Here is a 22,975-nt window from a genome sequence, read left to right as displayed (position 1 = left end):
CCGGCGATGCCATGAACTCGAAGGCCAATGATTCGGGCGCCGAGATCCTGGCGACGCCGGCGACAGATACCGAGGGGCTCAGCGTCCCGCGGCATGTCGCCATCATCATGGACGGCAACGGCCGCTGGGCGCAGGGCAGGGGGCTTTCGCGGACCGAGGGCCATCGTCGCGGCATGGAGGCGGTGCGCAATGCCGTCGAGACCTCGCGCGAGCTCGGCGTCTCCTATCTGACGCTCTTTTCCTTTTCCTCCGAGAACTGGACGCGGCCGCCGCTCGAGATCCAGTTCCTGTTCGGCCTGCTCCGCCTGTTCATCCAGCGCGACCTCGCCGATCTCAACGCCAAGAACGTCCGCGTTCGTGTCATCGGCAGCCGCGAGCGGCTGACGTCGGACATCAAGGGCCTGCTCGACAAGGCCGAGACGCTGACGATGCGCAATCGCGGGCTGACGCTCGTGATCGCCTTCAACTATGGCGGCCGCGACGAGCTCACGCGGACGATGCGCGCCATCGGCGAGGACGTCGCCGCGGGCCGGCTCCCCGCCTCGGCCATCGACGAGCAGCTGATTTCCTCCCGGCTCGACACGTCCTTCATGCCGGACCCCGATCTCGTCATCCGCACCAGCGGCGAGATGCGTCTTTCCAACTTCCTCCTCTGGCAGGCGGCCTATGCCGAGCTCGTCTTCCTGCCGCTCTACTGGCCGGATTTCGACCGCGCCGCCTATCTCGAGGCCGTGAGGGAGTTTTCCAGCCGCGCGCGCCGCTTCGGCGGCATCGCCGCGCGGAGAAGCCCTTGAGCGAGCAGGACGGGCGCGACAGAGCGGCTTCGCCGGCGCAGCGCAACGCCGATCTCGGCGTGCGCATCGCATCCTCGGCGGTGCTGCTGCCGCTGGCGCTCGCCTGCGCCTGGTTCGGATCCTGGCCGACCTACGGTCTCGTCGCGATCGGCGCGACCCTCGTGTTCTGCGAATGGGCGCTGGTCGTGGATTGCTCGCGCACGCTGGTGCCCCGCACCCCGGCTGTCGTCACGGGCGCCGTGTTCGCCGGGCTCGCTGGCCTGATCGCCGGCTCGGCCGGCGCGGCGGCGGGCTGCGCGGTCGCGCTCGCCGGAGCCCTCGGCGTCGCGCTGCTGTCGCGGTCGGCCTGGCTGACGGCCGGCTCCCTCTATGCGGCCGCCCTGGCGATTCCGATGCCGGCGATCCGCGCCGATGCCGAATTCGGGCTGGCGGCGCTGATCGTCCTTCTCGTCGTGGTCTGGGCGACCGACAGTTTCGCCTTCTTCGCCGGCCGCTCGCTCGGCGGACCGAAGCTCTGGCCGCGCATCTCGCCGAAGAAGACCTGGTCCGGCTCGATAGGCGGCCTGATCGGCGGCGTCGCCTCCGGCCTCGTCGCGGCGTCGCTGTTCGGGGTGCCGCTTTCGCTCGGCCTCGCCATGCTGCTCGTCGCGCTGTCGCTTGCGAGCCAGGCGGGCGACCTTTTCGAATCCGCCGTGAAGCGCCGCTTCGCCAAGAAGGATTCGAGCGGAATCATCCCCGGCCATGGCGGCATGATGGACCGCGTCGATGGTCTCGTCTTCGCCGGCGCGCTTGCGCTTTTCGTCGGCTGGCTGCATGGCGGTGGCGATGCGATCGCTGCCGGAGTCCTGATCTGGTGAAAAGTCCCGTTTCCCTGACGCGTCCGGTTCGCACCGGCGATGCGCCGCGCCGCATCTCGATCCTCGGCGCCACCGGCTCGGTCGGCACCAGCACGGTCGATGTCATTCTCGGCCGGCCGGGCGCCTTCGAGGTCGAGGCGGTGACCGCGGGCACGCGCGCTGCCGAACTGGCCGAGATCGCGATCCGTCTCAAGGCCCGCATCGCGGTCGTGGCCGACCCGTCCTGCCATGGCGCGCTCGTCGAGGCTCTCGCCGGCACCGGCATCGCCGCCGCCGCCGGCGAGGCGGCGCTGATCGAGGCGGCGGCGCGGCCGGTCGATCTCGTGGTGGCTGCCATCGTGGGCGCCGCCGGGCTCGCGCCGACCATGGCGGCGATCGAGGCCGGCTCCGACATCGCGCTCGCCAACAAGGAATGCCTCGTCTGCGCCGGTTCGCTGTTTCTCGGCCGCGCCGAGGCGGCGGGCGTGCATGTGCTGCCGGTCGATTCCGAGCACAACGCCATCTTCCAGGCGCTCGAGGCCGAGAACATGCCGGCCGTGCGCAGCATCACGATCACCGCATCCGGCGGGCCGTTCCGCTCATGGACGCGCGAGGCGATGCAGCGGGCGAGCGTCGCGGAAGCGCTCAACCATCCGCGCTGGTCGATGGGACCCAAGATCACCATCGATTCGGCGACGATGATGAACAAGGGCCTGGAGGTCATCGAGGCGCATCACCTGTTCGGGCTCGATGCCGACCGGCTCGAGGTCGTCGTGCACCCGCAATCGGTCGTGCATGGCTGGATCACCTATGCCGATGGATCGATCCTCGCGCAGCTCGGCGCCGCCGACATGCGCATCCCGATCGCCCATTGCCTCGCCTGGCCGCGCCGCTACGCGACCGAGACCAAGCCCTTCGATCTCGTCTCGATCGGTACGCTCACCTTCGAAAAGCCGGATTTGGAGCGCTTTCCCGCATTGGCGCTGGCGCGAGGCGCCTTGTCGGGCGGCGACCGGGCAACCAATATTCTGAACGCCGCCAACGAGGTCGCGGTCGATGCCTTCCTGAAGGGCGGGATCGGCTTCCTCGACATCGCGGCCTGTGTCGCAGAGACGCTCGACAGGCTTGCGGGCGGAAGCGGGCTGCCGGACATCGATTCGGTGGCTGCGGCGCTCGCGGTCGACGGCGAGGGACGGCGCGTCGCGCGCGCGGTCCTCGGCGGGCGGCGGGCGTTGAGGACGGGCTGAGGCCCGAGCGGAGAAGGACGGAAGGCGGATGGAATCACTCGGCCAGATCGGGCATTTCGGAACGGGAGCGCTCGGCTATCTCATTCCCTTCCTGTTCGTTCTCACCACCGTCGTCTTTGTCCACGAGCTCGGCCATTTCCTCGTCGCGCGCTGGTGCGGTGTCCGCGTCAAGGCGTTCTCGATCGGCTTTGGGCCCGAGCTCTTCGGGTTCGACGACCGCCATGGCACGCGCTGGAAGCTCTCCGCCATCCCGCTCGGCGGCTATGTGCGCTTCTTCGGAGACGAGGATGCGGCATCGACGCCGGACCGCGCGGCGCTCGACGCGCTGACCGAGGAAGAGCGGAGCACGACCTTCTTCGGCAAGTCCGTCTGGCAGCGGGCGGCCATCGTCGCGGCCGGGCCGATCGCCAACTTCATCCTCGCCATCGCCATCTTCGCCGCCATCTTCACGCTCTACGGCCGCGAGGTGACGACGGCCCGCGTCGACCAGGTGGTCGCCGGCAGCGTCGCCGAGAAGGCGGGTTTCCGCCCGGGCGACCTGATCCGCACCATCGACGGCAGCCGGATCGAGACCTTCAACGACCTGCAGCGCATCGTCTCGACGAGCGCCGACCGGCCGCTGACCATCGTGGTCGAGCGCGACGGCGCTCCCGTGACGCTGGAGGCGACGCCGGAGCGGCGCGAGGTGACGGACCGCTTCGGCAATATCCATCGCATCGGCCAGCTCGGCCTGTCGCGCGATACGTCGGGCGGCAACGTGACCGTCGAGCGTTATTCGCTCCCCGAGGCGGTGGTGATGGGCGCGGAGGAGACCTGGATGGTCGTCGACCGCACCTTCGCCTATATCGGCGGTCTCTTCGCCGGTCGCGAATCGACCGACGAACTCGGCGGGCCGATTCGCGTCGCGCAGGTCTCGGGCCAGGTGGCGACGCTCGGCTTCGTCGCGCTCGTCAATCTCGCAGCCATCCTCTCGGTCAGCATCGGGCTGCTCAATCTCTTCCCGGTGCCGATGCTGGACGGCGGGCATCTGCTTTTCTACCTCATCGAGGCCATCCGCGGCCGTCCGCTGAGTCCCCGGGTGCAGGATGTCGGCTTCAGGATCGGCCTCGCGGCGATCATCATGCTGATGTTGTTCACTACCTTCAATGATATCTGGCGCCTCATCTGAGGCGCCGGGTCCGGTGTTTGTGCATCGCAGCAGCCTGCGTGGCAGCCCAGCAACGGACGATTAAATTCTCCCGTGGCACACTGGCCCTTGGCTTGCGATTGGGGTCAAAGCCTGCCACAAACTTTGAGAGTGGTTCAGTCTTGAGGGGTCTTTGACCCCCGCTTAAGGCTGGAAAGTCGGAATCGAAAAGGGCGTTTGAACCCAATGTATCTGTTCAAGGCTTTCACCCGGAAGGGCGCCCGCGCCGCGTATCTGGCGATCGCAGCCTTCGCCCTGTTGGTTCAGATCTCGCTGGTGGGCGCCCCTGCTGCCCATGCCGAGGTGGTGAACAGCATCGTCGTGCAGGGTGGCTCCCGCATCGATTCTGAAACCGTCCGCAACTACATCACGATCGAGCCGGGCAAGAACTTCACCTCCGAGGACATCAATGCCTCGGTGAAGGCGCTCTATGCGACCGGCCTCTTCTCCGATGTGAAGATCGCCCGCCGCGGCAACCAGCTTGTCGTGTCGGTCAGCGAGAACAACATCGTCGGCAGCGTGAAGTTCGAGGGCAACAAGAAGCTCAAGGACGACATGCTGACGGCCGTCGTCGAGACCAAGCCGCGCGGGGTTCTCTCCGAGGATCGCCTGCAGAGCGACGTCGAGCGCCTCAAGGAGCTCTACAAGCGCAATGGCCGTGCCGAGGCCGAGGTCAGCGTCGAGACCTTCCCGCGCGACACCGGCCGCACCGACGTGGTCTTCAAGATCAACGAAGGCACGCGCACCGGCATCTCTTCGATCAATTTCGTGGGCAACAAGACCTTCTCGTCGGGTCGCCTGCGCAACATCATGACGATCAAGAAGACGAACTTCACGTCCTGGCTGTCGAAGCGCGACCAGTTCGACGACGCGAAGATCCAGTCGGACGAGGAGCTGATTCGGCGCTTCTACATGCGCAACGGCTTTGCCGACTTCCGCATCGTCGGCACCGACGTTGCGTTCGACGAGGCGAAGAACCGCTACTCGATCACGATCACCCTCGACGAGGGTGCGCGCTATCGCTTCGGCACCGTGATGGTCGATTCCTCGATCCCCGATGTCGATGGCAACGCGCTGATGCGCTATGTGACGACCAAGCCGGGCAAGATCTTCAACGCGACGCAGGTCGAGAAGTCGACCGAGGCCGTCAGCGTGGCTCTCCTCGAGGAGGGCAAGTCCTTCGCCCAGGTCCGTCCCCGCGGCGACCGCAACTACGAGAACCACACGATCAACCTGACCTATCTGGTTGACGAAGGTCCGCGCCTCTATGTCGAGCGCCTCGAGATCCGCGGAAACACCCGCACCCGCGACTACGTCATCCGCCGCGAGTTCGAGCTTTCGGAAGGCGACGCCTACAACCGCGTGCTCGTCGACCAGGCGGAGCGCCGTCTGAAGAATCTCGGCTACTTCAAGACCGTCAATGTCACGACCCAGCCCGGCAGCTCGCCCGACCGCGTCGTCATCGTGGTCAATGTCGAGGACCAGTCGACCGGTTCGTTCTCGGTCGGCGGCGGCTACACGACGGACAATGGCGGCGGCTTCATCGCCACCGTGGCGCTCACCGAGAAGAATTTCCTCGGTCGCGGCCAGTACCTGAAGGTCTCGCTCGGCGGTGGCCAGAGCGACCGTACCTTCAACCTGGCCTTCACCGAGCCCTTCTTCCTCGGTCGCCGCATGTCGCTCGGCTTCGACGTCCTGTACAACCAGGCGCAGGAGACCGACTACCGTCCGTACAACATGAACACGGCCGGTGGCACGATCCGGCTCGGCCTGCCGATCACCGACGACTTCGACGTCCAGTTCAACTACAAGCTCTACCAGCGCGACGTGACGTCCTGGGGCTCCCAGTACATCCTCGACTGGCCGGCTTTCGCCGAGCTCTACCCGCAGGGCAGCTGGATCAACTCGTCCATCGGTTACGTGCTGACCTACTCGACGATCGACAACTACCAGACCCCGCGCAACGGTACGTTCCTGCGCCTCAGCCAGGACTTCGCCGGTGTCGGTGGCGACGGCCAGTTCGTCCGCACGCAGGCCGATGCACGCTACTACAAGGAGATCCTGCCGGACTCCGACGTGGTGGGTCTCGTTCGCGCCGCGGCCGGTAACATCACCAGCCTTGGCGGCGAGCCGGTCCAGGTGCTCGACAACTTCTACCGCGGTGGCGAAACGGTGCGTGGCTTCGCGTCCTACGGCTACGGCCCGCGCTATGTCGGCGTCGAGGACACCTATGCCATCGGCGGCACGACCTACTACAACGCCTCGCTCGAGGTTCAATTCCCGCTGCCGGTCCTGCCGGAGGAGTTCGGCCTGCGCGGCGCCGTGTTCGCCGATGCCGGCACGCTGTTCGGCTATGACGGCCTCGAGAATCTCGACATCGAGGACAGCTCGATGATCCGCACCTCGGTCGGTGTCTCGATCATCTGGAATTCGCCCTTCGGCCCGCTGCGCGGCGACTTCGGCCAGTGGCTGACCAAGGCGAATTTCGACCAGACGCAGATGTTCCGCTTCAGCGCTGGCACGCAGTTCTGATATCTCCTATAGAAGCAGCGAGGGACCGCCGGGCTCACCGGCGGTCCTTCGCGTTTCTGGACCGGCCTATTCCGAGAGCTGCGCCATGGGCGACCCCGTCTTCTTCCTGCCGGCGGCTTCGCCGACGCTGGCCGAGATCGCTGCCCTGACCGGAGCGAAGCTTGCAGAGGGCGCCGATCCCGAGCGGCGGATCACCGGCGTTGCGGCGCTCGATTCGGCCGGGACGAACGACCTCACCTTCATCGACAGCCCGCGCTACCTGCCGCTGCTCGCCGCGACGCGCGCGGCGGCATGCCTCGTGACGGCGAAGCATCTGGACGCGGTGCCCGCCGGCGTCGTCGCGCTGGAAAGCCCGCGTCCGCATGACGGCTATGTCAGCGTGCTGCGCCTGCTCTTTCCCGCGGCGATGCGGCCCCAGCCCGTGTTCGGACCGGGCGTTTCACCGGGCGCGCATGTCCATGCCGAGGCGCGGCTGGAGGAGGGCGTCACGGTCGAGCCCGGCGCGGTGATCGGACCCGGAGCCGAGATCGGCCGCGGGACGTTCGTCGGCCCCGCCGCGGTGATCGGCGCGCATGTCCGGATCGGCCGCGACTGCCATATCGGCGCCGGCGCCTCCGTGACGCATGCGCTGGTCGGCAATCGCGTGATCCTGCATCCCGGCGTGCGTATAGGGCAGGACGGCTTCGGCTACCAGATGGGCGGCCAGGGCCATGCGAAGGTGCCGCAGATCGGCCGCGTCGTGATCCAGGACGATGTCGAGGTCGGTGCCAACACGACCATCGATCGCGGCGCCAACCGCGACACGGTGATCGGCGAGGGCACGAAGATCGATAATCTCGTGCAGATCGGCCATAACGTTGCGATCGGTCGCCACTGCGTGATCGTCTCGCAGGTCGGTATCTCGGGCAGCGCGACGCTCGGCGACTTCGTCGTGCTCGGCGGCCAGGTCGGCGTCAACGGTCACGTCACCATCGGACACGGGGCGCAGGTCGCCGCGACGGCCAGCGTGAAGGACGATCTCGCCGCCGGGGGGCGCTATGGCGGAGCCCCGGCGCGTCCGATAAAGGAGTGGTACCGCGAGGAGCTGGCGATCCGCCGCCTCGCGCAGCGCGCCAGCGCGCGTCAGAAGGAAGACGAGGGGAAAGAGGTGTCATGAGCGAAGGCGACAACAGCCTCGGATCGGCGGATATCGCGCGGATCCTCGAGCTTCTGCCGCACCGTTATCCGTTCCTGCTGGTCGATCGCATCATCGAGATCAACGGCGATGAAAGCGCGATCGGCATCAAGAACGTCACGTTCAACGAGCCGCACTTCCAGGGCCATTTCCCGGGCAAGCCGGTGATGCCGGGCGTGCTGATCATCGAGGGGATGGCGCAGACGGCCGGGGCGATCTGCCTCGCCGCGCGGCCCGGCAAGCCGCAGCTCGTCTATTTCCTCACCATCGACAACGCCAAGTTCCGCAAGCCCGTGGAACCCGGCGACGTGCTCGAATATCACGTCCGCAAGGTCAAGAACCGTGGCAATCTCTGGCGATTCCAGAGCGAGGCCAAGGTCGCCGGCGTCAAGGTTGCCGAAGCCGACATCAGCGCCATGCTGGTGGGGCAGTAACGGAGTTCCATGTCCAACATCCATCCATCGGCGGTGATCGAGGACGGCGCGCAGCTCGGCGCTGACGTCACGATCGGCGCCTTCGCCTTTGTCGGCCGCGATGTCGTGCTCGGCGATGGCGTCGAGATCAGAAACCACGCCTCGGTGACGGCGCACACCACCATCGGCGCGCGCACCGTGGTCAGCCCCTTCGCCTCGATCGGCGGCACGCCGCAGTCGGTGCATTACAAGGGCGAGCCGGGCACGATCGTGATCGGCGAGGCCTGCGTCATCCGCGAGAACGTCACGATCAATTTCGGTTCGGTCGGCGCGCGTGAAACACGCATCGGCGATCGCTGCTTCCTGATGACCGGCGTCCATGTCGCGCATGACTGCACGCTCGGCAACGACGTCATTCTCGCCAATTGCGCCACGATGGGCGGCCATGTGACCATCGGCGACAACGTCTTCATGGGTGGCCTCTGCGCGCTGCACCAGTTCGTGCGCATCGGCGACCATGCGATCGTCGGCGGGCTCGTGCCCGTCTGGCGCGACATCATTCCTTTCGGCGCGATTCGCGAGGGCGCCGAGGGCCTCGGCGGTCTCAACATCATCGGCATGAAGCGGCGCGGCTTCACGCGGGCGGCGATCCAGCGCCTCCGCGCAGCCTATCGCGACCTGTTCTTCGCGCCGGGCTACCTCGTCGACCGCGTCGAGGCTGTGGCCGAGCGCTATGGCGACGACGAGAATGTCATGCACATCGTCGAGTTCATCCGCCAGCGCGGCAAGCGGCGCATCACCGTTCCCCGCGCTGCTGCCGAACATGCCGGCGACGAGGACTGAGGGCGGCACTTCGCCCGGCGGAGCCGCTTCGGCGGCGCCGCTCGGCATTCTTTGCGGCGGCGGGACCTTCCCGCTTGCCGTCGCCCGGTCTGCCGCGCAATCGGGACGGCGGGTCGTCCTCGTGGCGATCCGCGGCTTCGCGGACCCTGCCGTGGTCGAGGGCGCCGGCTTTCCGGTCGAGTGGGTCCATCTCGGCAAGGTCGGTGCAATGCTGGCGGCTCTGCGCCGACATGGCTGCCGCGAGATGGTCATCGTCGGCTATGTCTTCCGTCCGCGCCTCTCGAGCCTCAGGCTCGACTGGAAGGCCGTGGGGATGCTGCGCTGGTTCCTGCGCGCCCGCCGCGGCGGCGACGGACATCTCCTGTCGCATATCGCTTCCTTCTTCGAGAATGAGGGCTTCATCCTGCGCGGCGCGCATGAGGTTGCGCCCGAGATCCTCGTCGCGGAGGGAACCCTCGGGCGGGTCGCCATGACGGATGCGGAGCGCGAGGACGCGCGAATCGGGTTCCGTCTCCTGCGGGCGATCGACGTTTTCGATGTCGGTCAGGCCGCCGTCGTCGCCGAACGCCACGTGCAGGCGATCGAGGCGGCCGAGGGCACGGACGCGATGATCGCGCGCTGCGGCGAAATGCGGGCCTCGGGCCGCGTGCGCCTGCCGCGCCGCTCCGGCGTTCTGGTGAAGATCCCGAAGCCTGGCCAGGACCGGCGCATCGATCTGCCGTCGATTGGCGTCAGGACCGTCGAGCGCGCCGCCGAGGCGGGGCTCGCGGGCATCGCCGTCGAGGCCGGCGGGGTGATCGCGGCCGAGGCCGAGGCAATGGTCCGCGTCGCCGACGAAAAGGGCCTCTTCATCGTCGGGCTCGCCGAATGACGCTGCCAGAGCAGAGGCCGCTCCGGGTCTTCATCGTGGCCGGCGAGGAATCGGGCGATGCGCTCGGCGGACCGCTGATGCGCGCGCTCGCCGACCGGTTGCAGGGCCGCGTGACGTTCCGCGGCGTCGGCGGGACGCGCATGCAGGCCGCCGGCCTCGTCAGCCTCTTTCCGATGGACGACCTCACGGCCATTGGCTTCGGCGAGGTGATCGGCAAGCTGCCGACGATCGTACGGCGGCTCAGGGAGACGGTCGCGGCGATCCTCGCCGATCCGCCGGACCTGCTGATGCTGGTCGACGCGCCGGATTTCACCCACCGCGTCGCCGCGCGCGTCCGCCGCCGCCTGCCGGACCTCGCCATTGTGAAATATGTCGCCCCGACCGTGTGGGCGTGGCGTCCGGGCCGCGCCCGCGCGATGCGCGGGACGATCGACCGCGTCCTGGCGCTGCTGCCCTTCGAGCCCGAGGTCATGCGCCGTCTCGGCGGCCCGCCGACGACCTATGTCGGACACCCCTTGCTGGGCGCGCTCGACACGCTGCGGCCGGACGGCGATGAACAGGCGCTCCGCGACGGCGAGCCGCCGGTCCTGCTCGTTCTGCCGGGCAGCCGGCGCCGGGAGATCGAACGGCTCGGCGCGGATTTCGGCGCGGCCGTCGGTCTCGTCGCCGCGGCCCGGCCGGTGAGGCCGGTGCTGCCGACGCTTCCCCGCCTCGAGGGGCTGATCCGCGCGGCGACGGCGAGCTGGCCGGTTGCGCCGGAGATCGTCACCGGCGAGGAGGCCAAGCATGCCGCTTTCCGCCGCGCCCGTGCCGCGCTCGCGGCCTCCGGAACGGTCACACTGGAGCTGGCGCTGGCCGGCGTTCCGATGGTCGCCGCCTACAAGGTGTCGGCCTGGGAGGCGGTGATCGCGCGCCGCGTGCTCAAGGGCTTCAGCGTCATCCTGCCCAACATCGTGCTCGGCCGTCCGGTGGTGCCGGAATTCCTGCAGGAGGCGTGCACGCCGGCCGCGCTTGCCGCCGCCCTGGAGCCGCTGCTCGCGGGCGGCCCGGCGCGCGAGGCGCAGATCGCCGGCTTCGCGGAGCTGGACCGGTTGATGAGCACAGGCGGCGTTGCGGCCGAGTTCGTCGCCGCGGATGCCGTGCTCGCCACCGTCAGCGGCCGCGGTGTCATCGGGACGTCATGATCGCCGCGTCGTTTCGTGTCTTGCCTTGGGCGGCCGGCTCCATGCCGCGCGACAACCTCGAGCCTTCGGCGGGTGCGGGCCGGCCATGACCATGACGAGCAAATCCCTCGAAAGCCTGACCCAGACGCCGCCGCCCTCCGGCCGTCCCGTTTCGGGCGTCATCTGGCTCTACCGGTTCGACACGGCGGGCAAGGGCAGCGCGCGTCCGATCGACGAACCTTTCGAGCTGTTCGATCCCAATGACGGCTTCCTGTGGCTGCATCTCGATCTCGTCGACCGGCTGGCGCGGGTCTGGATCGAGAAGACCGCCGGGCTGCCGGCGGCTGCGCGGGCGGTGCTGCTCGGGACCGACGAAATTCCGATGCTCGAATGCGACGACACCGCCGTCTGGGGCGTCTTCATCGACACGATCCAGGATCCGGACGACGACGAACTGCGCGCCGCGCCCATGCGCTTCGTGCTCGGCGACGGCTATCTCGTCTCGGGCCGCCGCCATCCCGTGCGCTCGGCGGCGCTGATGCGCAGCCGCGTCGAGGCCGGCCATCCGGTCCCGGGACCGGTGGCGCTGTTCGAACTCATGATCGTGCAGGTGCTGCGGGCGATCGGCGAGATGCTGCGCGAACTGCGCGATACGGCGGATTCGATCGAGGACCGCGTGCTCGACGACCGCTTCCACGACGAGGCGAGGCGCCTCGCGCCGCTGCGCCGCACGACCGTGCGCCTCCGCCGGCAGCTCGGCTCCTTCCGCGGCGTGCTCAAGCAGTTCGTCGAGGATCAGACGGGGCGCTCGATCCAGGAGGGCTCGCGCGAGGCGGCCGAGCGGCTCTTCCAGCGGATCGAGGCGCTCGACCAGGAATTGCTCGAGCTGCAGGACCGCGCCCGCTTCCTCCAGGACGAGATCGCCGCCAAGCTCGCCAACACCACCAACCGCCATCTCTATGTGCTGTCGATCCTGACCGCGATGCTGATGCCGGCGACGCTGGTGACCGGCATCTTCGGCATGAACACGTCCGACCTGCCGCTGGAGCAGGGGGGCCACGGCACTTTCGTCGCGATCGGCATAGCGATCGGCGCATCGGCGCTCGTGCTCTATCTGCTGCGCCGGCTCGGCTTCTTCGAATAAGCGAAAAGACCCGCCGCAGCGCGTGCTGCGACGGGCCAGTTGGCCTTCCGGCGGGCGGCGGGCCGACCGGAAGGTAGCGGAATGGTCTATCGGCGTTTCGGGGAGGGAGAGGCGGCGACCTTGCGGGCGGTCAGCGCGTCGTCGCGCATCTCGTACCACATCGCGTTGAGGATCGCGAAAGCGCAGGCCAGGCTGATGCCCAGGATCCAGGAGAAGTACCACATGACCGAGACCTCCTCTCAGTAGGCGTTGGGGTTCTTGCCGAGCTCGTCGCTCGTCACCTTGCCGCGCATCACGCGATAGACGAAGGCGGTGTAGGCGAGGACGATCGGCAGGAAGACGAGGGTCGCGAGCAGCATGATCCACAGCGTCAGATGCGAGGACGATGCGTCCCAGACCGTGAGGCTGGCATTGGGATCGAGCGAGGACGGCAGCAGGAACGGGAAGATCGAGAGACCGGCCGTCGAGATGATGCCGAAGATCGCCAGCGCGGTGGAGACGAAGGCGAAGCCCGCGAGCCGCCGCTGATAGGCGAAGAGGGCGAGCGCGCTGCCGAGGAAGCCGGCGAGCGGCGCGACCATCATCCAGGGATGGCGGCCATAATTGGCGAGCCAGGCGCCGGCCTCGGCCACAGCCGTCTTGCCGAGCGGATTGGACGGGCCGCCGGTATCCTGGATGCCGGTCACGGCATAGCCCTTGAAGCCGAGGGCGATCCAGATGCCGGCCAGCGCGAAGAGCACGATCGTCGCCAGCGCGGCGTAGCTGCCATAGACGCGGGCCCGCTCATAGATCGCGCCGGACGTCTTCATCATCAGCATCGACGCGCCATGGGCGACCAGCATCGCGAGGCTGACGAGGCCGCTGAGCAGCGCGAAGGGCATCAGCAGACCGAAGAAGTTGCCCTCGTAGACGACGCGCATCGCATCGTCGAAGCGGAAGGGAACGCCCCGCAGCACATTGCCGACCGCGACGCCGAAGATGAGCGCCGGGATGAAGCCGCCGACGAAGAGGCCCCAGTCCCAGAAGGCGCGCCAGCGCGGCTCGGTGAGCTTGGAGCGATACTTGAACCCGACCGGGCGCAGGATGATGGCGATCAGGATCACCATCATCGCGAGATAGAAGCCGGAGAACGAGGTGGCGTAGAGCGCCGGCCAGGCGGCGAAGATGGCGCCGCCGCCGAGGATCAGCCAGACCTGATTGCCTTCCCAGACAGGGCCGATCGTGTTGATCACGATGCGCCGCTCGTCGTCGTTACGGGCGACGAAGGGCAGCAGCGCCGCGACGCCGAGGTCGAAGCCGTCCATGATCGCGAAGGCGATCAGGAGGACGCCGAGCAGCAGCCACCAGATGAGGCGGAGCGTCTCGTAATCGAGGGGAACGAAGGGGATCATGGGTCAGTCCCTCATCACTTGATCTGCGGCTCGGCCGCGACGGCGGCCGGGAGGACGCCCGCGCCCTGGGGCTCGGGCCGTTCGGGCGCGGCGGGACCCTTCCTGATCGCATGCAGCATCAGGTAGATCTCGACGACCGCCAGGCTGGAATAGATCAGGAGGAAGATGCCGAGGCTGATGACGAGATCGGCGACCGTCAGGCCGGAGGCCGCATAGAAGGTCGGCAACACGCCCTCGATGCTCCAAGGCTGCCGTCCGGCTTCCGCGACGAGCCAGCCGACCTCGACCGCGACCCAGGGCAGGGGAATGCTGAACACCGCGACCCACAGCATCCATCGCTTCTCGCCGAGCTTGTGGCGGGAGGCGACCCAGAAGGCGACGGCGAAGAAGCCGATGAAGTAGAAGCCCAGCCCGACCATCACGCGGAAGGCCCAGAACATCAGCGGCACATCCGGGATCGTGAGCTCGGCCGCCTTGGCGATGTCAGCCTCGGTCGCGTTCTCGATGTCGGGCCGATAGAGCTTGACGAGAAGGCCGTAGCCGAGGTCGCGCCAGCTCTTGTCGAAGGTGGCCCGGGCCTCTGTGTCCGTCTTGTCGGAACGAACCTTCTGCAGGGCCACATAGGCGGCGATGCCGTTCCTGATGCGGACCTTGGCATCCTCGACGAGATTGACGATGCCGGGCAGTTCCTGCGTCAGAGACCGCGTGCCGATGATGCCGAGCACATAGGGGATGCTGATCGCGAAGCTGTTCTCCTGCTTCGCGCTGTCCGGGAAGGCGATGAGATTGATCGCGGCCGGCGCCGGCTCGGTGTGCCACATGGCCTCCATCGCCGCGACCTTCATCTTCTGGTTCTCGGTGGCGAGATAGCCGCTCTCGTCGCCGAGCACGACGACCGAGAGGGACGCCGCGAGGCCGAAGCTCGCCGCGACCGCCATCGAGCGCTTGGCGATCTCGATGTGGCGGCCCTTCAGGAGGTACCAGGCGCTCACCGCCATGACGAAGATCGCACCCGTGACATAGCCGGCGCTGACGGTGTGGACGAACTTCGCCTGCGCGACGGGATTGAAGATGACCGCCGCGAAATCGGCGATCTCCATGCGCATCGTGTCCGGATTGAAGATGGCGCCGACCGGATTCTGCATCCAGCCATTGGCGATCAGGATCCAGAGCGCGGAGAAGTTCGCGCCGAAGGCGACCAGCCAGGTGACGATCAGGTGTCCGACCTTCGACAGGCGATCCCAGCCGAAGAAGAACATACCGATGAAGGTTGCCTCCAGGAAGAAGGCCATCAGCCCTTCGATCGCCAGCGGCGCGCCGAAGATGTCGCCGACATAGTGACTGTAATAGGACCAGTTCATCCCGAACTGGAACTCCATGACGACGCCTGTGGCGACGCCCATGGCGAAGTTGATGCCGAACAGCGTGCCCCAGAACATGGTCATGCGCCGCCAGATCTCGCGGCCGGTCATGACATAGACGCTCTCCATGATGGCGAGGAGGAAAGAGAGGCCGAGCGTCAGGGGAACGAAGAGGAAGTGATACATCGCGGTGGCTGCGAACTGCAGGCGCGACAGGGTGACGACGTCGATGTCGAACATGGGCAACCCTCATGCGTGATGATCGACGGTTGCACGAGCCGTGAGAGCCGGGCTTGATTCCGATCAAGCCTCGCCGCCAGGCTTCAGCTTCGGACGAGATGACGCACCCCGGGGCGCATCGGGCAGGAGGCAACCACGGCGTGTGCCAGCGAGCCGGCGCCCTTGTACGCCGGCGCGGTATGGGCGATCGTTCGCATCTCGATCGCGCATTACCTGCGGTTGCCGGCTCGGAGGGAGCAAGCGCCCGTGCCAGTCGATGTCGTCAACTTCATCGTCTCCGACCGCAATCCCTATAACGAGCGTCTCTATGGCGGCGCCGACCGGCGCTATCGGATGCGTCCCGGCACGATCGACGATGCGCTCGATGCGCTCGCAAGCAGCGCCTCAAACCTCTTCCACCTGCACTGGGAGGAGAGAATCCTCGTCGAGCAGCCGGAAAGGGACGCGGCGGCGGCGGCCATGGCCGCTTTCGAACAGCGGCTCGACGCATTCGTGGGGCGCGGCGGCCGCCTCGTCTGGACGGTTCACAACGCGCTGCCGCACGAGCCGCGCCATCTGGACCTGTTCTTCGCGCTCCGTCGCCGCCTCGCCGGGCAGGCGTCGCTCATTCTCGTCCATCACGAGGCGGCGGCCGAGGCGCTGGCCGGCCAATGCGCCATCGACCGATCGAAGCTCGTCCTCCTGCCGCATCCCGCCTATTTCGGCGCCTACGAGCCGGAGGCGGACACCCTCTCCATCGAGCCCGACTGGCAGGCGACACGGCTCCTGACCGTCGGCATGCTGCGCGCCTACAAGGGGCTCGATCTGCTGGCGGAGGCGGCAAGGCTGGCGCCCGATATCGGCATCGACGTGATGGGCGAGCCCGGCCCGCGCTTCTTCGAAGAGATGCAGCCGCTGCTGGATGGAGCACCCTCGATCGCCGTTTCGCCGCGCCGGGTGGAAGATGGCGATCTTCCGGCGCTCATTCGGCGCGCGCGCGGGCTCGTGCTCCCCTATCGCTCGCTGCTGAGCTCCGGCGTGGCGCTGCTCGCCATGACCTTCGGCCGGCCGATCGTGGCGCCGGACGTCCGGCAGCTGCGCGATATCCTTCCGCTGGCCGCGCGGCGGTTTCTCTACAAGCCCCACAATGCCGGATCGCTCGCGGCGCGCATGCGGGAACTCGTCACCCTCGAAGCGGACGAGCAGAGGCAGCTCCGAAGCGACCTTCAGCGCGCCGCTATGCGCTATCACCCGGAGCGCGTCGGCGCGCGGCTGTTCGATCTTCTCGACGCCGTTCGCCGCTGATACCTGCTTGCGCCGGCCATGGCGCCGGGTGCACGCTTCCGGAAGGCGGGGGACCTGGCGATGGAACGGATTCTGCAGGGTTTCGAGCGCGCGGCGGGCGCATCGCCGGCGATCCGCTTCATCGATGTCATGCTGCGCGGCGCCGGCCAGGTCATGTTCATGGACAACCCGCTGACCGGGCTGTTCTTCGTGGCGGCGATCGTCTGGGGAGCATTCGCCGTCGACGCGCCGCTGGTCGCGCTCGCCGGGCTGCTTGCGCTTGCCGTCGCGACCGGAACGGCGCTTGTCGGCGGCTTCGATCGCGCCTCTTGGCGGGTCGGGCTCTACGGCTACAATGCCCTCCTGACCGGGCTCGCGCTCGGCACCTTCCTTGCGCCCGGCGCGATGCACTTCGTCTTCGTGGTGATCGCTGGCGCCTTCTCCGTCGTCGTGAGCGAGGCTGTCGGCCGGTTCCTGAAGGTCCATGCCGTTCCCGGCCTGACCTTCGGCTTCGTCCTCACGGCCTGGCTGTTCCTGCTCGCCAGCCACGGCTTCGCCGGGCTGCCGGCCGGCGGACTGCCCACGGCCGTGCTGCCCGGCGGCGCGACGGTGGTCGCCAGCGATCCGCTCGCGCCGGGCGCCTTTCTCGCAGGCGTCGCGCTCAGCATCAGTCAGGTGTTCCTGAAGGACAGCATCATCGCCGCGCTGCTCTTCCTCGCCGGGCTCGCGGTCGCTTCGCTGCCGGCGGCGCTGCTCGCCCTCGCCGGCGCCGTCATCGCGGTCGCGGTGGCGCATCTTGCCGGCGCGGAGAGCGATCTCGTCACGGGCGGGCTGCTCGGCTTCAGCCCGGTGCTGACGGCGGTGGCGCTCGGTACCGTCTTCGGCAAGCCGACGCCGCGCGGGCTCGCCTATGCGGCGTTCGGCACGGTGGTCACGGTGATCGCGCAGGCGGCGCTCAACGCCGGCCTCGCGCCGTTCGGCCTGCCGGCGCTCACCATGCCCTTCGTGCTGGTGACCTGGCTGTTCCTGCTCGCCCGGCCCGCGCCCGCAGCCTGATCCGTTCAGGCCTCGACCTTCCTGCCCTTGATCACGGCGACGACCGGGCCGAGGACGGAGGCGACGAGGCCGGCCGCGAAGCCGTTGTTGTAGAGCACCAGCCCGCCATGCAGGTCGCCGACGGCGAGCGCGGCCGAGGAATGGATGAAGCCGGCGACGATGCCCCAGTGCCAGCCGAACCGTCCCGCGATCGGTGCCAGCGTCGTGCCGAACAGGGCCGCGAGCTGCAGCGAGGGATCATGCGCGTTCCAGGGCTTGGCCAGAGTGCCGATGAAGACCCCGATCATCACGGGCAGGAAGTTGGCCGGGTGCTTTCCGGCGGCCGCGAAGCCGACGATCGTCATCAGCGCGCCGATGGTCGGCCCGTTGAGGTCGCCGCCGATCACGACGAGATAGAGCGTTCCGAGCGCGCCCGAGACGCCCATATTGACCAGCGTGGCGCCGAAGCCGGCCGCGCCGATGAAATCGGCCGGCGCCTGGCCGCTCATGCGGAGGATCGAGCGGAAATGCCGGGCCGCGCCGCGGTCATGCCAGAGCCCGAGGGCGGCGAGCGCCGCGAAGAGCGCGAACAGAAAGGCCCCGAGCAGCAGATTGTTGCCGCGCGTCCAGATGAAGACGGGCGCCGGCACGAAGCCGTAGGAGCGATAGAGCGCGACGACCAGCGTGCCGAGAATGCCGGCGGCGAAGCCCATATTGTAGAGGCTGAGCCCGCCATGCGCCTTGAACAGCTGGGCCGCGACCGGGACCAGAACCAGCCCCATGCCGATGCCGGTCGCCACCGCCAGCGGCAGCGTCACCATCGGCGAGAGCGTGGTCGAGAACAGGATCTCCGAGACGACCGGTGCCAGCGCGCAGCCGAAGAAGGCGGTGTTGAGATGGGCCCCGAACGCTTCGCCCTTCAGGCGGCAATAGAGCCAGACGCCGCCGACGATCGGCCAGACATTGAGGAGGTTCTTCCCGAATAGGGCGAAGCCGAGCACCAGCAGCAGCGCTGCGACGGCGCCGCCGGTCATCTTCGCCCGGCAACGCCAGTAGAAGCCGCAGGCGACGAGCGTCAGCAGGCCGGCATTGAGGAAAGCCGCGCCCTTGCCGCCGACGCCGATATAGTCGGTCACCAGCGTGTCGCGCACCAGCTGGATGGCGACGAGGCCCTGCAGCGCGGTGCGCGGGCCATCGACCAGAAGGCCGAACAGCACGAAGGCGCCGGCGAGCCCGGCGACCGTCGACAGGATGAAACGATCGGAGGTCGCCGCGGCGGGGGCGTCTTCGGTCGCGTCCGGCATCTTCACTCTCCTCGCCGCTGCGCTCGCCCGGCGTGGCCGGGAGCATAGCCCGAGTCTCGTCGGCTGTTCAGTTGGCACGGTCACCGAGGGCTGTGCGCAGCGGCCGCGTTGCACAACTGCGGCCGAAAACGCATCCTTGCCTCGAAGCGGGATGGTCATGAGCACGATCGAGCACAATCCCACACGCCCTTCGCCGCTGGCCGGCGCGGAAAGCGGCGCGTGGCTCAAGGCGCAGAAGCGGGCCGGCGGCGCCTGGCTCAGGATCGCCATCGCCGTTCCGCTGGTCGCCGGCGTCTTCACGGTCGCGCAGGCCTATGTGCTCGCTGTGCTGATCGACCGGGCGCTCGCGGGAAACGTGCCACGCGCGGAGCAGGCCGGTCTCGCCGCGCTTCTGGTCGCCATCGTCGCCGCGCGCGCTCTGCTCGCCTATGTCGGCGAGCGGGCAGGGGCCCGAGCCTCCGAGGATGCGAAGCACGCCATCCGCGGCGCGCTGCAGGCCTCGCTCGTCCGCCGCTCGCCTGAATGGTTCCGCGACAAGAGTTCCGGCGTCATCGCCGCGCAACTGGTCGATTCGGTGGAGGCGCTCGACGGCTATTTCGCCCGTTTCATGCCGGCGATGATCGCGGCGGCGATCCTCCCGCTCGCCTTCGCTATCGGCCTGATGCCGATCGACCTCGTCATCGGCGTGCTCTTCTTCGTGACCGCGCCGCTCATTCCGGCCTTCATGGCGCTGGTCGGATGGGGCGCCGAGGCGGCGAGCCGCCGCCATCTCACCGCCTTCACGCGGCTTTCTGGCCTCTTCGCCGACCGGCTGCGCGGAATCGTCGTGCTGAAGCTCTTCGGCCGGGCCGAGGACGAGGTGGCCCGAGTCCGCGCGGCGAGCGACGATGTGGCGGCGCGCACGCTCGGCGTGCTCAGGATCGCCTTCCTGTCCTCGGCCGTGCTGGAGTTCTTCGCCGCCATCGGCGTCGCCGGCGTCGCGCTCTATGTCGGCCTCACCTATCTCGGCTATATCGACCTGCGCGGCGCGCCGCTCTCCCTGCAGGCGGGTCTCTTCTGCCTGCTGATGGCGCCGGACGTCTATATGCCGCTCCGGACGCTGGCCGCGCATTATCACGACCGCGCGGCCGCCAAGGCGGCGGTCGCCGACATCGCCTCGGTGATCGGCCTGCCCGGCACCGACGCCGATATCGCGCCGGCACGCTCCGGGCAGGCGCTGCCGCAGGGGCCGCTCGCGGTCACGCTCGCCGGTGTCGGCGTCGATGCGCCGGGGCGGGGCACGGTGCTTCGCGAGGTGACGCTCGACATCCCGCCCGGCACGAGCGTCGCGCTGCTGGGGCCGAGCGGCATCGGCAAGTCGACGCTGGTCGAGGCGATCGCGCGGCTTCGCGCGGCCGAGGGCGGGATCGCGATCGGCGGCGTGCCGCTTCCGGAGATCGGCGAGGAGGAGCTGCGCTCGCGCGTCGTCCTCATCCCGCAGCGGCCGCGTCTTTTTCACGGCTCCATCGCCGACAATATCCGCCTGGCGCGGCGCGGCGCCGACGAGGCGGCGGTCGAGGCGGCGGCGCGCGCCGCCCTCGTCATGGAGTTCGCCGATCGCGGCGAGGGGCTGGCGACGCCGGTCGGCGAGCGGGGCAGGGGCATTTCCGGCGGCGAGGCGCACCGCGTCGCGCTGGCGCGCCTCTTCCTCACCGATCCCGGCCTGGTTCTGCTCGACGAGCCGACCGCCCATCTCGACGCGGACACCGAGGCGCGGATCGTCGATGCGATCCTCGCCTTTTCCGAAGGGCGGACGCTGATCGTGGCGACGCACTCGCAGGCCGTTGCCCGGCGCATGGACCGCATCTACCGCATCGCCGGTGGCCGGTTGCTGCCGGTTCCTCACCGGCCGGCTGCGGCCCGGGAAAAGCTGCGCGAACAGGGAGAGCGGACATGAGGCTGCTCTTCTCGCTGGTCCGCAAGCGGCTGGGGGCGTTTTCGCTGGCGCTCTTCCTCTCGATCCTGACATTGGCGGCGGGAATCGGGCTCCTCGGCGTCTCCGGATGGTTCCTGACCGGCGCCGCGCTCGCGGGAGCGGCGGGCGCGACCTTCGAGCTCTTCGCGCCGTCGGCGCTGGTGCGCGGTTTCTCCTTCCTGCGCATCGGGGCGCGCTATGGCGAGCGGATAACCGGCCACGCCGCGACGCTGTCGCTGCTTTCGGATCTGCGCGCCGCCGTCTTCGGGCGGCTCATCCCGCTGGTGCCGCTGAAGGGCGTGTCCAGCCGCACCGGAGACTTCGTCGCCCGCCTCACATCCGATATCGAACAGCTCGATCTCGTCCTGTTGCAGGCGCTGCTGCCGCTGATGACGGCGCTGGCCGGCGCGGGCGGGCTCGCGCTGCTGCTTGCGCTCACGCTGCCCGAGGCCTTGCCGATCGGGCTCGCCGGCTTCGCGGCCACGGCGCTGGCCGTGCCGCTGGTGCTGGTCGCCACCGGCCGGGCGGTCGGCACCGCGACGGTCAAGGCGTCGGCCGATCTCAGGATCGCCGCGCTCGACGGCATGGACGGCCATCTCGATCTCGCGGCGCTGGGCGCGCTGGCGAGCGGCGAGAAGCGCTTCAGCGAGGCGGCGGCTGTGCTCCGCCAAGCGAAGCTCGCCGAAGCGCGCCGCATTGCGCTCGGCCCGGCGCTCGCCCAGCTCGGCGCCGGACTGACGATGGCCGGCACCCTCTGGCTCGGCCTCGCGGCGGTCGAAGAGGGGCGGCTCGCGGGGCCCGTGCTCGCCGGCATCCTGCTCGCGATCCTGGCGCTTTTCGAAGTGACGGGCCCGATCCTGCGCGGTGCTGCCCGGCTCGGTAGCGCCTTGGCCGCCGGCCGGCGGGTGGAGGCGCTCGTCTCGGCGGCCCCCTCGGTGCGCGATCCGGTGGCTCCGGCGCGGCTGCCGGGCGTCGGGACGCTGGAGATCGAGACGGTCGGCTATGCCTATGACAACGGCCGCGCGGTCCTCGCGGATGTGAGCCTTACGGCAGGGCCCGGCGAGCGGATCGCACTGATCGGGACCAGCGGCTCCGGCAAGTCGACGCTTCTCTCCCTGATCATGCGCCTCGACGACGTCACGTCCGGCGCCATTCGATATGGCGGGATCGACATTCGCGATGCGACGCTCGCCGACCTCCGCGCCCATATCGCACTGCTGACGCAGGATGCGCCCGTCTTCATCGGCACCGTGCGCGACAATCTCAGGATCGGGTCGCCCTTCGCCGATGATGCCACGCTGCATGCGGCGCTGGGCAATGCCCGGCTCGATGCCTTCGTCCGGTCGCTGCCGAACGGGCTCGACACCTGGCTCGGCGAGGCCGGCGCGACGCTCTCGGCCGGGCAGGCGCGGCGGCTCTGCCTTGCGCGCACCCTTCTATCGCCGGCGCGGGTCATCCTGCTCGACGAACCGACCGCCGGCCTCGACGCCGAGACGGAAACCGAGTTCCTCGGCGATCTCCTGACCGCCGCCGAAGGGCGGACGCTGATTCTCGCGACGCACGCCGCCGTCGATCGCGCTGCGGTCGAACGCGTGCTGCGACTCGAGCGGGGACGCCTGGTGCCGGCCTAGACGACAGGCGAAGCCGCAGCCGGCTGCTGGTGTGCGGAGATGAGCGGCCCGGCGAGGCGGCAGAGGCTGGAGCCGGGGCCGTCCGGACCAACACTCCGATAGGCGGCGCGCGAGCCTTCGACGAGCAGGAAGAGCTGGTCGGCCAGAAGCTCCGGATCGCGCAGCTCCGCTGAACGACAGAGCGCGACCAGCCTCTCCCGATGGGTACGCTGGGCCGCCTCGACGGCCTTGCGCCCCGGATGCTCGGGATCGGCGATCTGGATGGCGGCGCTCATCATCGCGCAGCCGCTGTGATCGATTCCCTCTCCGTGGCCGCCTACGGAATGCAGCCAGGCCCTGATCTGCGCCAGCGGATCGCCGGGATGCGCAGCTTCGAGATCGTCCCAGACGCGGACATTCTCCGCCGCCAGCGCGCGGAGATATTCCGCCACCAGCAACTCCTTCGATTCGAAATGCCGGTAGAGCGTCATTTTGTTGGTGCCGGCCGCCTCGGCGATCGCCTCGACGCCGACGCCCTGGATGCCGTGGCGGAAGAACAGCGTCCGCGCCGCATCGAGGATGCGCTGGCGCGGCGGCACGCGCTCCCCTGGGGG

20 protein-coding genes are annotated in these 22,975 nt (G+C 68.7%); 15 read left to right on the top strand and 5 right to left on the bottom strand.

The features are described 5' to 3' along the window. Positions 1–11 precede the first annotated feature (11 nt). From QO015_RS03775 to QO015_RS03725, 11 genes are all read left to right on the top strand, one after another. A complete protein-coding gene (locus tag QO015_RS03775) occupies positions 12–794 on the top strand; it encodes an isoprenyl transferase (RefSeq protein ID WP_266281373.1) in 783 nt (260 codons plus the stop codon). Next, the gene (locus tag QO015_RS03770; RefSeq protein ID WP_266281375.1) at positions 791–1,651 is read left to right on the top strand and encodes a phosphatidate cytidylyltransferase; all 861 of its coding nucleotides are present in this window, start codon (positions 791–793) and stop codon (positions 1,649–1,651) included. Before QO015_RS03775 ends, QO015_RS03770 begins: the two co-directional genes overlap by 4 nt. Then, positions 1,648–2,877, top strand: a complete 1,230-nt coding sequence (gene dxr, locus QO015_RS03765) for a 1-deoxy-D-xylulose-5-phosphate reductoisomerase (protein WP_370877392.1) — start codon at positions 1,648–1,650, stop codon at positions 2,875–2,877. The genes QO015_RS03770 and dxr overlap by 4 nt, the downstream gene beginning before the upstream one ends. A gap of 28 nt (positions 2,878–2,905) precedes the next feature. Beyond that, the gene (gene rseP, locus QO015_RS03760; protein WP_266281377.1) at positions 2,906–4,045 is read left to right on the top strand and encodes an RIP metalloprotease RseP; all 1,140 of its coding nucleotides are present in this window, start codon (positions 2,906–2,908) and stop codon (positions 4,043–4,045) included. Between the two features lie 204 nt (positions 4,046–4,249). Next, entirely contained in the window at positions 4,250–6,595 is a 2,346-nt protein-coding gene (gene bamA / locus QO015_RS03755; protein ID WP_266281379.1) for an outer membrane protein assembly factor BamA, read from the top strand. An 85-nt stretch (positions 6,596–6,680) separates the two neighbouring features. Further along, complete coding sequence (gene lpxD, locus QO015_RS03750; protein WP_266281382.1) at positions 6,681–7,751, top strand: UDP-3-O-(3-hydroxymyristoyl)glucosamine N-acyltransferase; 1,071 nt, start codon at positions 6,681–6,683, stop codon at positions 7,749–7,751. Further along, positions 7,748–8,203: a 3-hydroxyacyl-ACP dehydratase FabZ gene (gene fabZ / locus QO015_RS03745; protein ID WP_266281384.1), complete on the top strand. Its 456-nt coding sequence runs from the start codon at positions 7,748–7,750 to the stop codon at positions 8,201–8,203. Before lpxD ends, fabZ begins: the two co-directional genes overlap by 4 nt. Positions 8,204–8,212: 9 nt before the next feature. Beyond that, positions 8,213–9,025, top strand: a complete 813-nt coding sequence (gene lpxA, locus QO015_RS03740) for an acyl-ACP--UDP-N-acetylglucosamine O-acyltransferase (protein ID WP_266281386.1) — start codon at positions 8,213–8,215, stop codon at positions 9,023–9,025. Then, positions 9,006–9,896 (top strand): LpxI family protein, encoded by an 891-nt coding sequence (locus QO015_RS03735; RefSeq protein WP_266281388.1) that lies wholly within the window; start codon positions 9,006–9,008, stop codon positions 9,894–9,896. The genes lpxA and QO015_RS03735 overlap by 20 nt, the downstream gene beginning before the upstream one ends. After that, the gene (gene lpxB / locus QO015_RS03730; RefSeq protein ID WP_266281390.1) at positions 9,893–11,080 is read left to right on the top strand and encodes a lipid-A-disaccharide synthase; all 1,188 of its coding nucleotides are present in this window, start codon (positions 9,893–9,895) and stop codon (positions 11,078–11,080) included. The genes QO015_RS03735 and lpxB overlap by 4 nt, the downstream gene beginning before the upstream one ends. A gap of 91 nt (positions 11,081–11,171) precedes the next feature. Further along, the gene (locus QO015_RS03725; protein WP_266281392.1) at positions 11,172–12,203 is read left to right on the top strand and encodes a CorA family divalent cation transporter; all 1,032 of its coding nucleotides are present in this window, start codon (positions 11,172–11,174) and stop codon (positions 12,201–12,203) included. Between the two features lie 86 nt (positions 12,204–12,289). On the opposite strand, the gene cydX is transcribed toward QO015_RS03725, so the two are convergent. From cydX to QO015_RS03710, 3 genes are read right to left on the bottom strand one after another with little or no spacing between them, the layout of a single operon-like run. Next, on the bottom strand, positions 12,290–12,427 hold the full coding sequence (gene cydX, locus QO015_RS03720) for a cytochrome bd-I oxidase subunit CydX (RefSeq protein ID WP_266281394.1): 138 nt from the start codon (positions 12,425–12,427) through the stop codon (positions 12,290–12,292). Between the two features lie 15 nt (positions 12,428–12,442). Beyond that, on the bottom strand, positions 12,443–13,594 hold the full coding sequence (gene cydB / locus QO015_RS03715; protein ID WP_266281396.1) for a cytochrome d ubiquinol oxidase subunit II: 1,152 nt from the start codon (positions 13,592–13,594) through the stop codon (positions 12,443–12,445). Positions 13,595–13,608: 14 nt separating this feature from the next. Next, positions 13,609–15,195: a cytochrome ubiquinol oxidase subunit I gene (locus QO015_RS03710; protein WP_266281398.1), complete on the bottom strand. Its 1,587-nt coding sequence runs from the start codon at positions 15,193–15,195 to the stop codon at positions 13,609–13,611. 246 nt (positions 15,196–15,441) lie between these two features. Here QO015_RS03710 and QO015_RS03705 point away from each other — a divergent pair, with 246 nt between their 5' ends. After that, positions 15,442–16,479, top strand: coding sequence for a glycosyltransferase (locus QO015_RS03705; protein ID WP_266281399.1), 1,038 nt, complete (start codon positions 15,442–15,444; stop codon positions 16,477–16,479). Positions 16,480–16,539: 60 nt separating this feature from the next. After that, positions 16,540–17,514 (top strand): urea transporter, encoded by a 975-nt coding sequence (locus tag QO015_RS03700; protein ID WP_266281401.1) that lies wholly within the window; start codon positions 16,540–16,542, stop codon positions 17,512–17,514. A gap of 5 nt (positions 17,515–17,519) precedes the next feature. Here the strand turns inward: QO015_RS03700 and QO015_RS03695 are convergent, their stop codons facing one another. Beyond that, the gene (locus tag QO015_RS03695; RefSeq protein ID WP_266281402.1) at positions 17,520–18,797 is read right to left on the bottom strand and encodes a DUF1576 domain-containing protein; all 1,278 of its coding nucleotides are present in this window, start codon (positions 18,795–18,797) and stop codon (positions 17,520–17,522) included. A 157-nt stretch (positions 18,798–18,954) separates the two neighbouring features. Here QO015_RS03695 and cydD point away from each other — a divergent pair, with 157 nt between their 5' ends. After that, complete coding sequence (gene cydD / locus QO015_RS03690; RefSeq protein ID WP_266281403.1) at positions 18,955–20,733, top strand: thiol reductant ABC exporter subunit CydD; 1,779 nt, start codon at positions 18,955–18,957, stop codon at positions 20,731–20,733. Next, the gene (gene cydC, locus QO015_RS03685) at positions 20,730–22,382 is read left to right on the top strand and encodes a thiol reductant ABC exporter subunit CydC (protein ID WP_266281404.1); all 1,653 of its coding nucleotides are present in this window, start codon (positions 20,730–20,732) and stop codon (positions 22,380–22,382) included. The genes cydD and cydC overlap by 4 nt, the downstream gene beginning before the upstream one ends. On the opposite strand, the gene QO015_RS03680 is transcribed toward cydC, so the two are convergent. Further along, positions 22,379–22,960: a TetR/AcrR family transcriptional regulator gene (locus tag QO015_RS03680; protein WP_266281405.1), complete on the bottom strand. Its 582-nt coding sequence runs from the start codon at positions 22,958–22,960 to the stop codon at positions 22,379–22,381. The genes cydC and QO015_RS03680 overlap by 4 nt on opposite strands. Positions 22,961–22,975 lie beyond the last annotated feature (15 nt).

Origin of the sequence: Kaistia geumhonensis (assembly GCF_030815145.1) — a bacterium.
Lineage (GTDB): Bacteria > Pseudomonadota > Alphaproteobacteria > Rhizobiales > Kaistiaceae > Kaistia > Kaistia geumhonensis.
The sequence above is the reverse complement of the archived record's forward strand: the minus strand, read 5'-3'. Positions and strand labels throughout refer to the sequence as shown.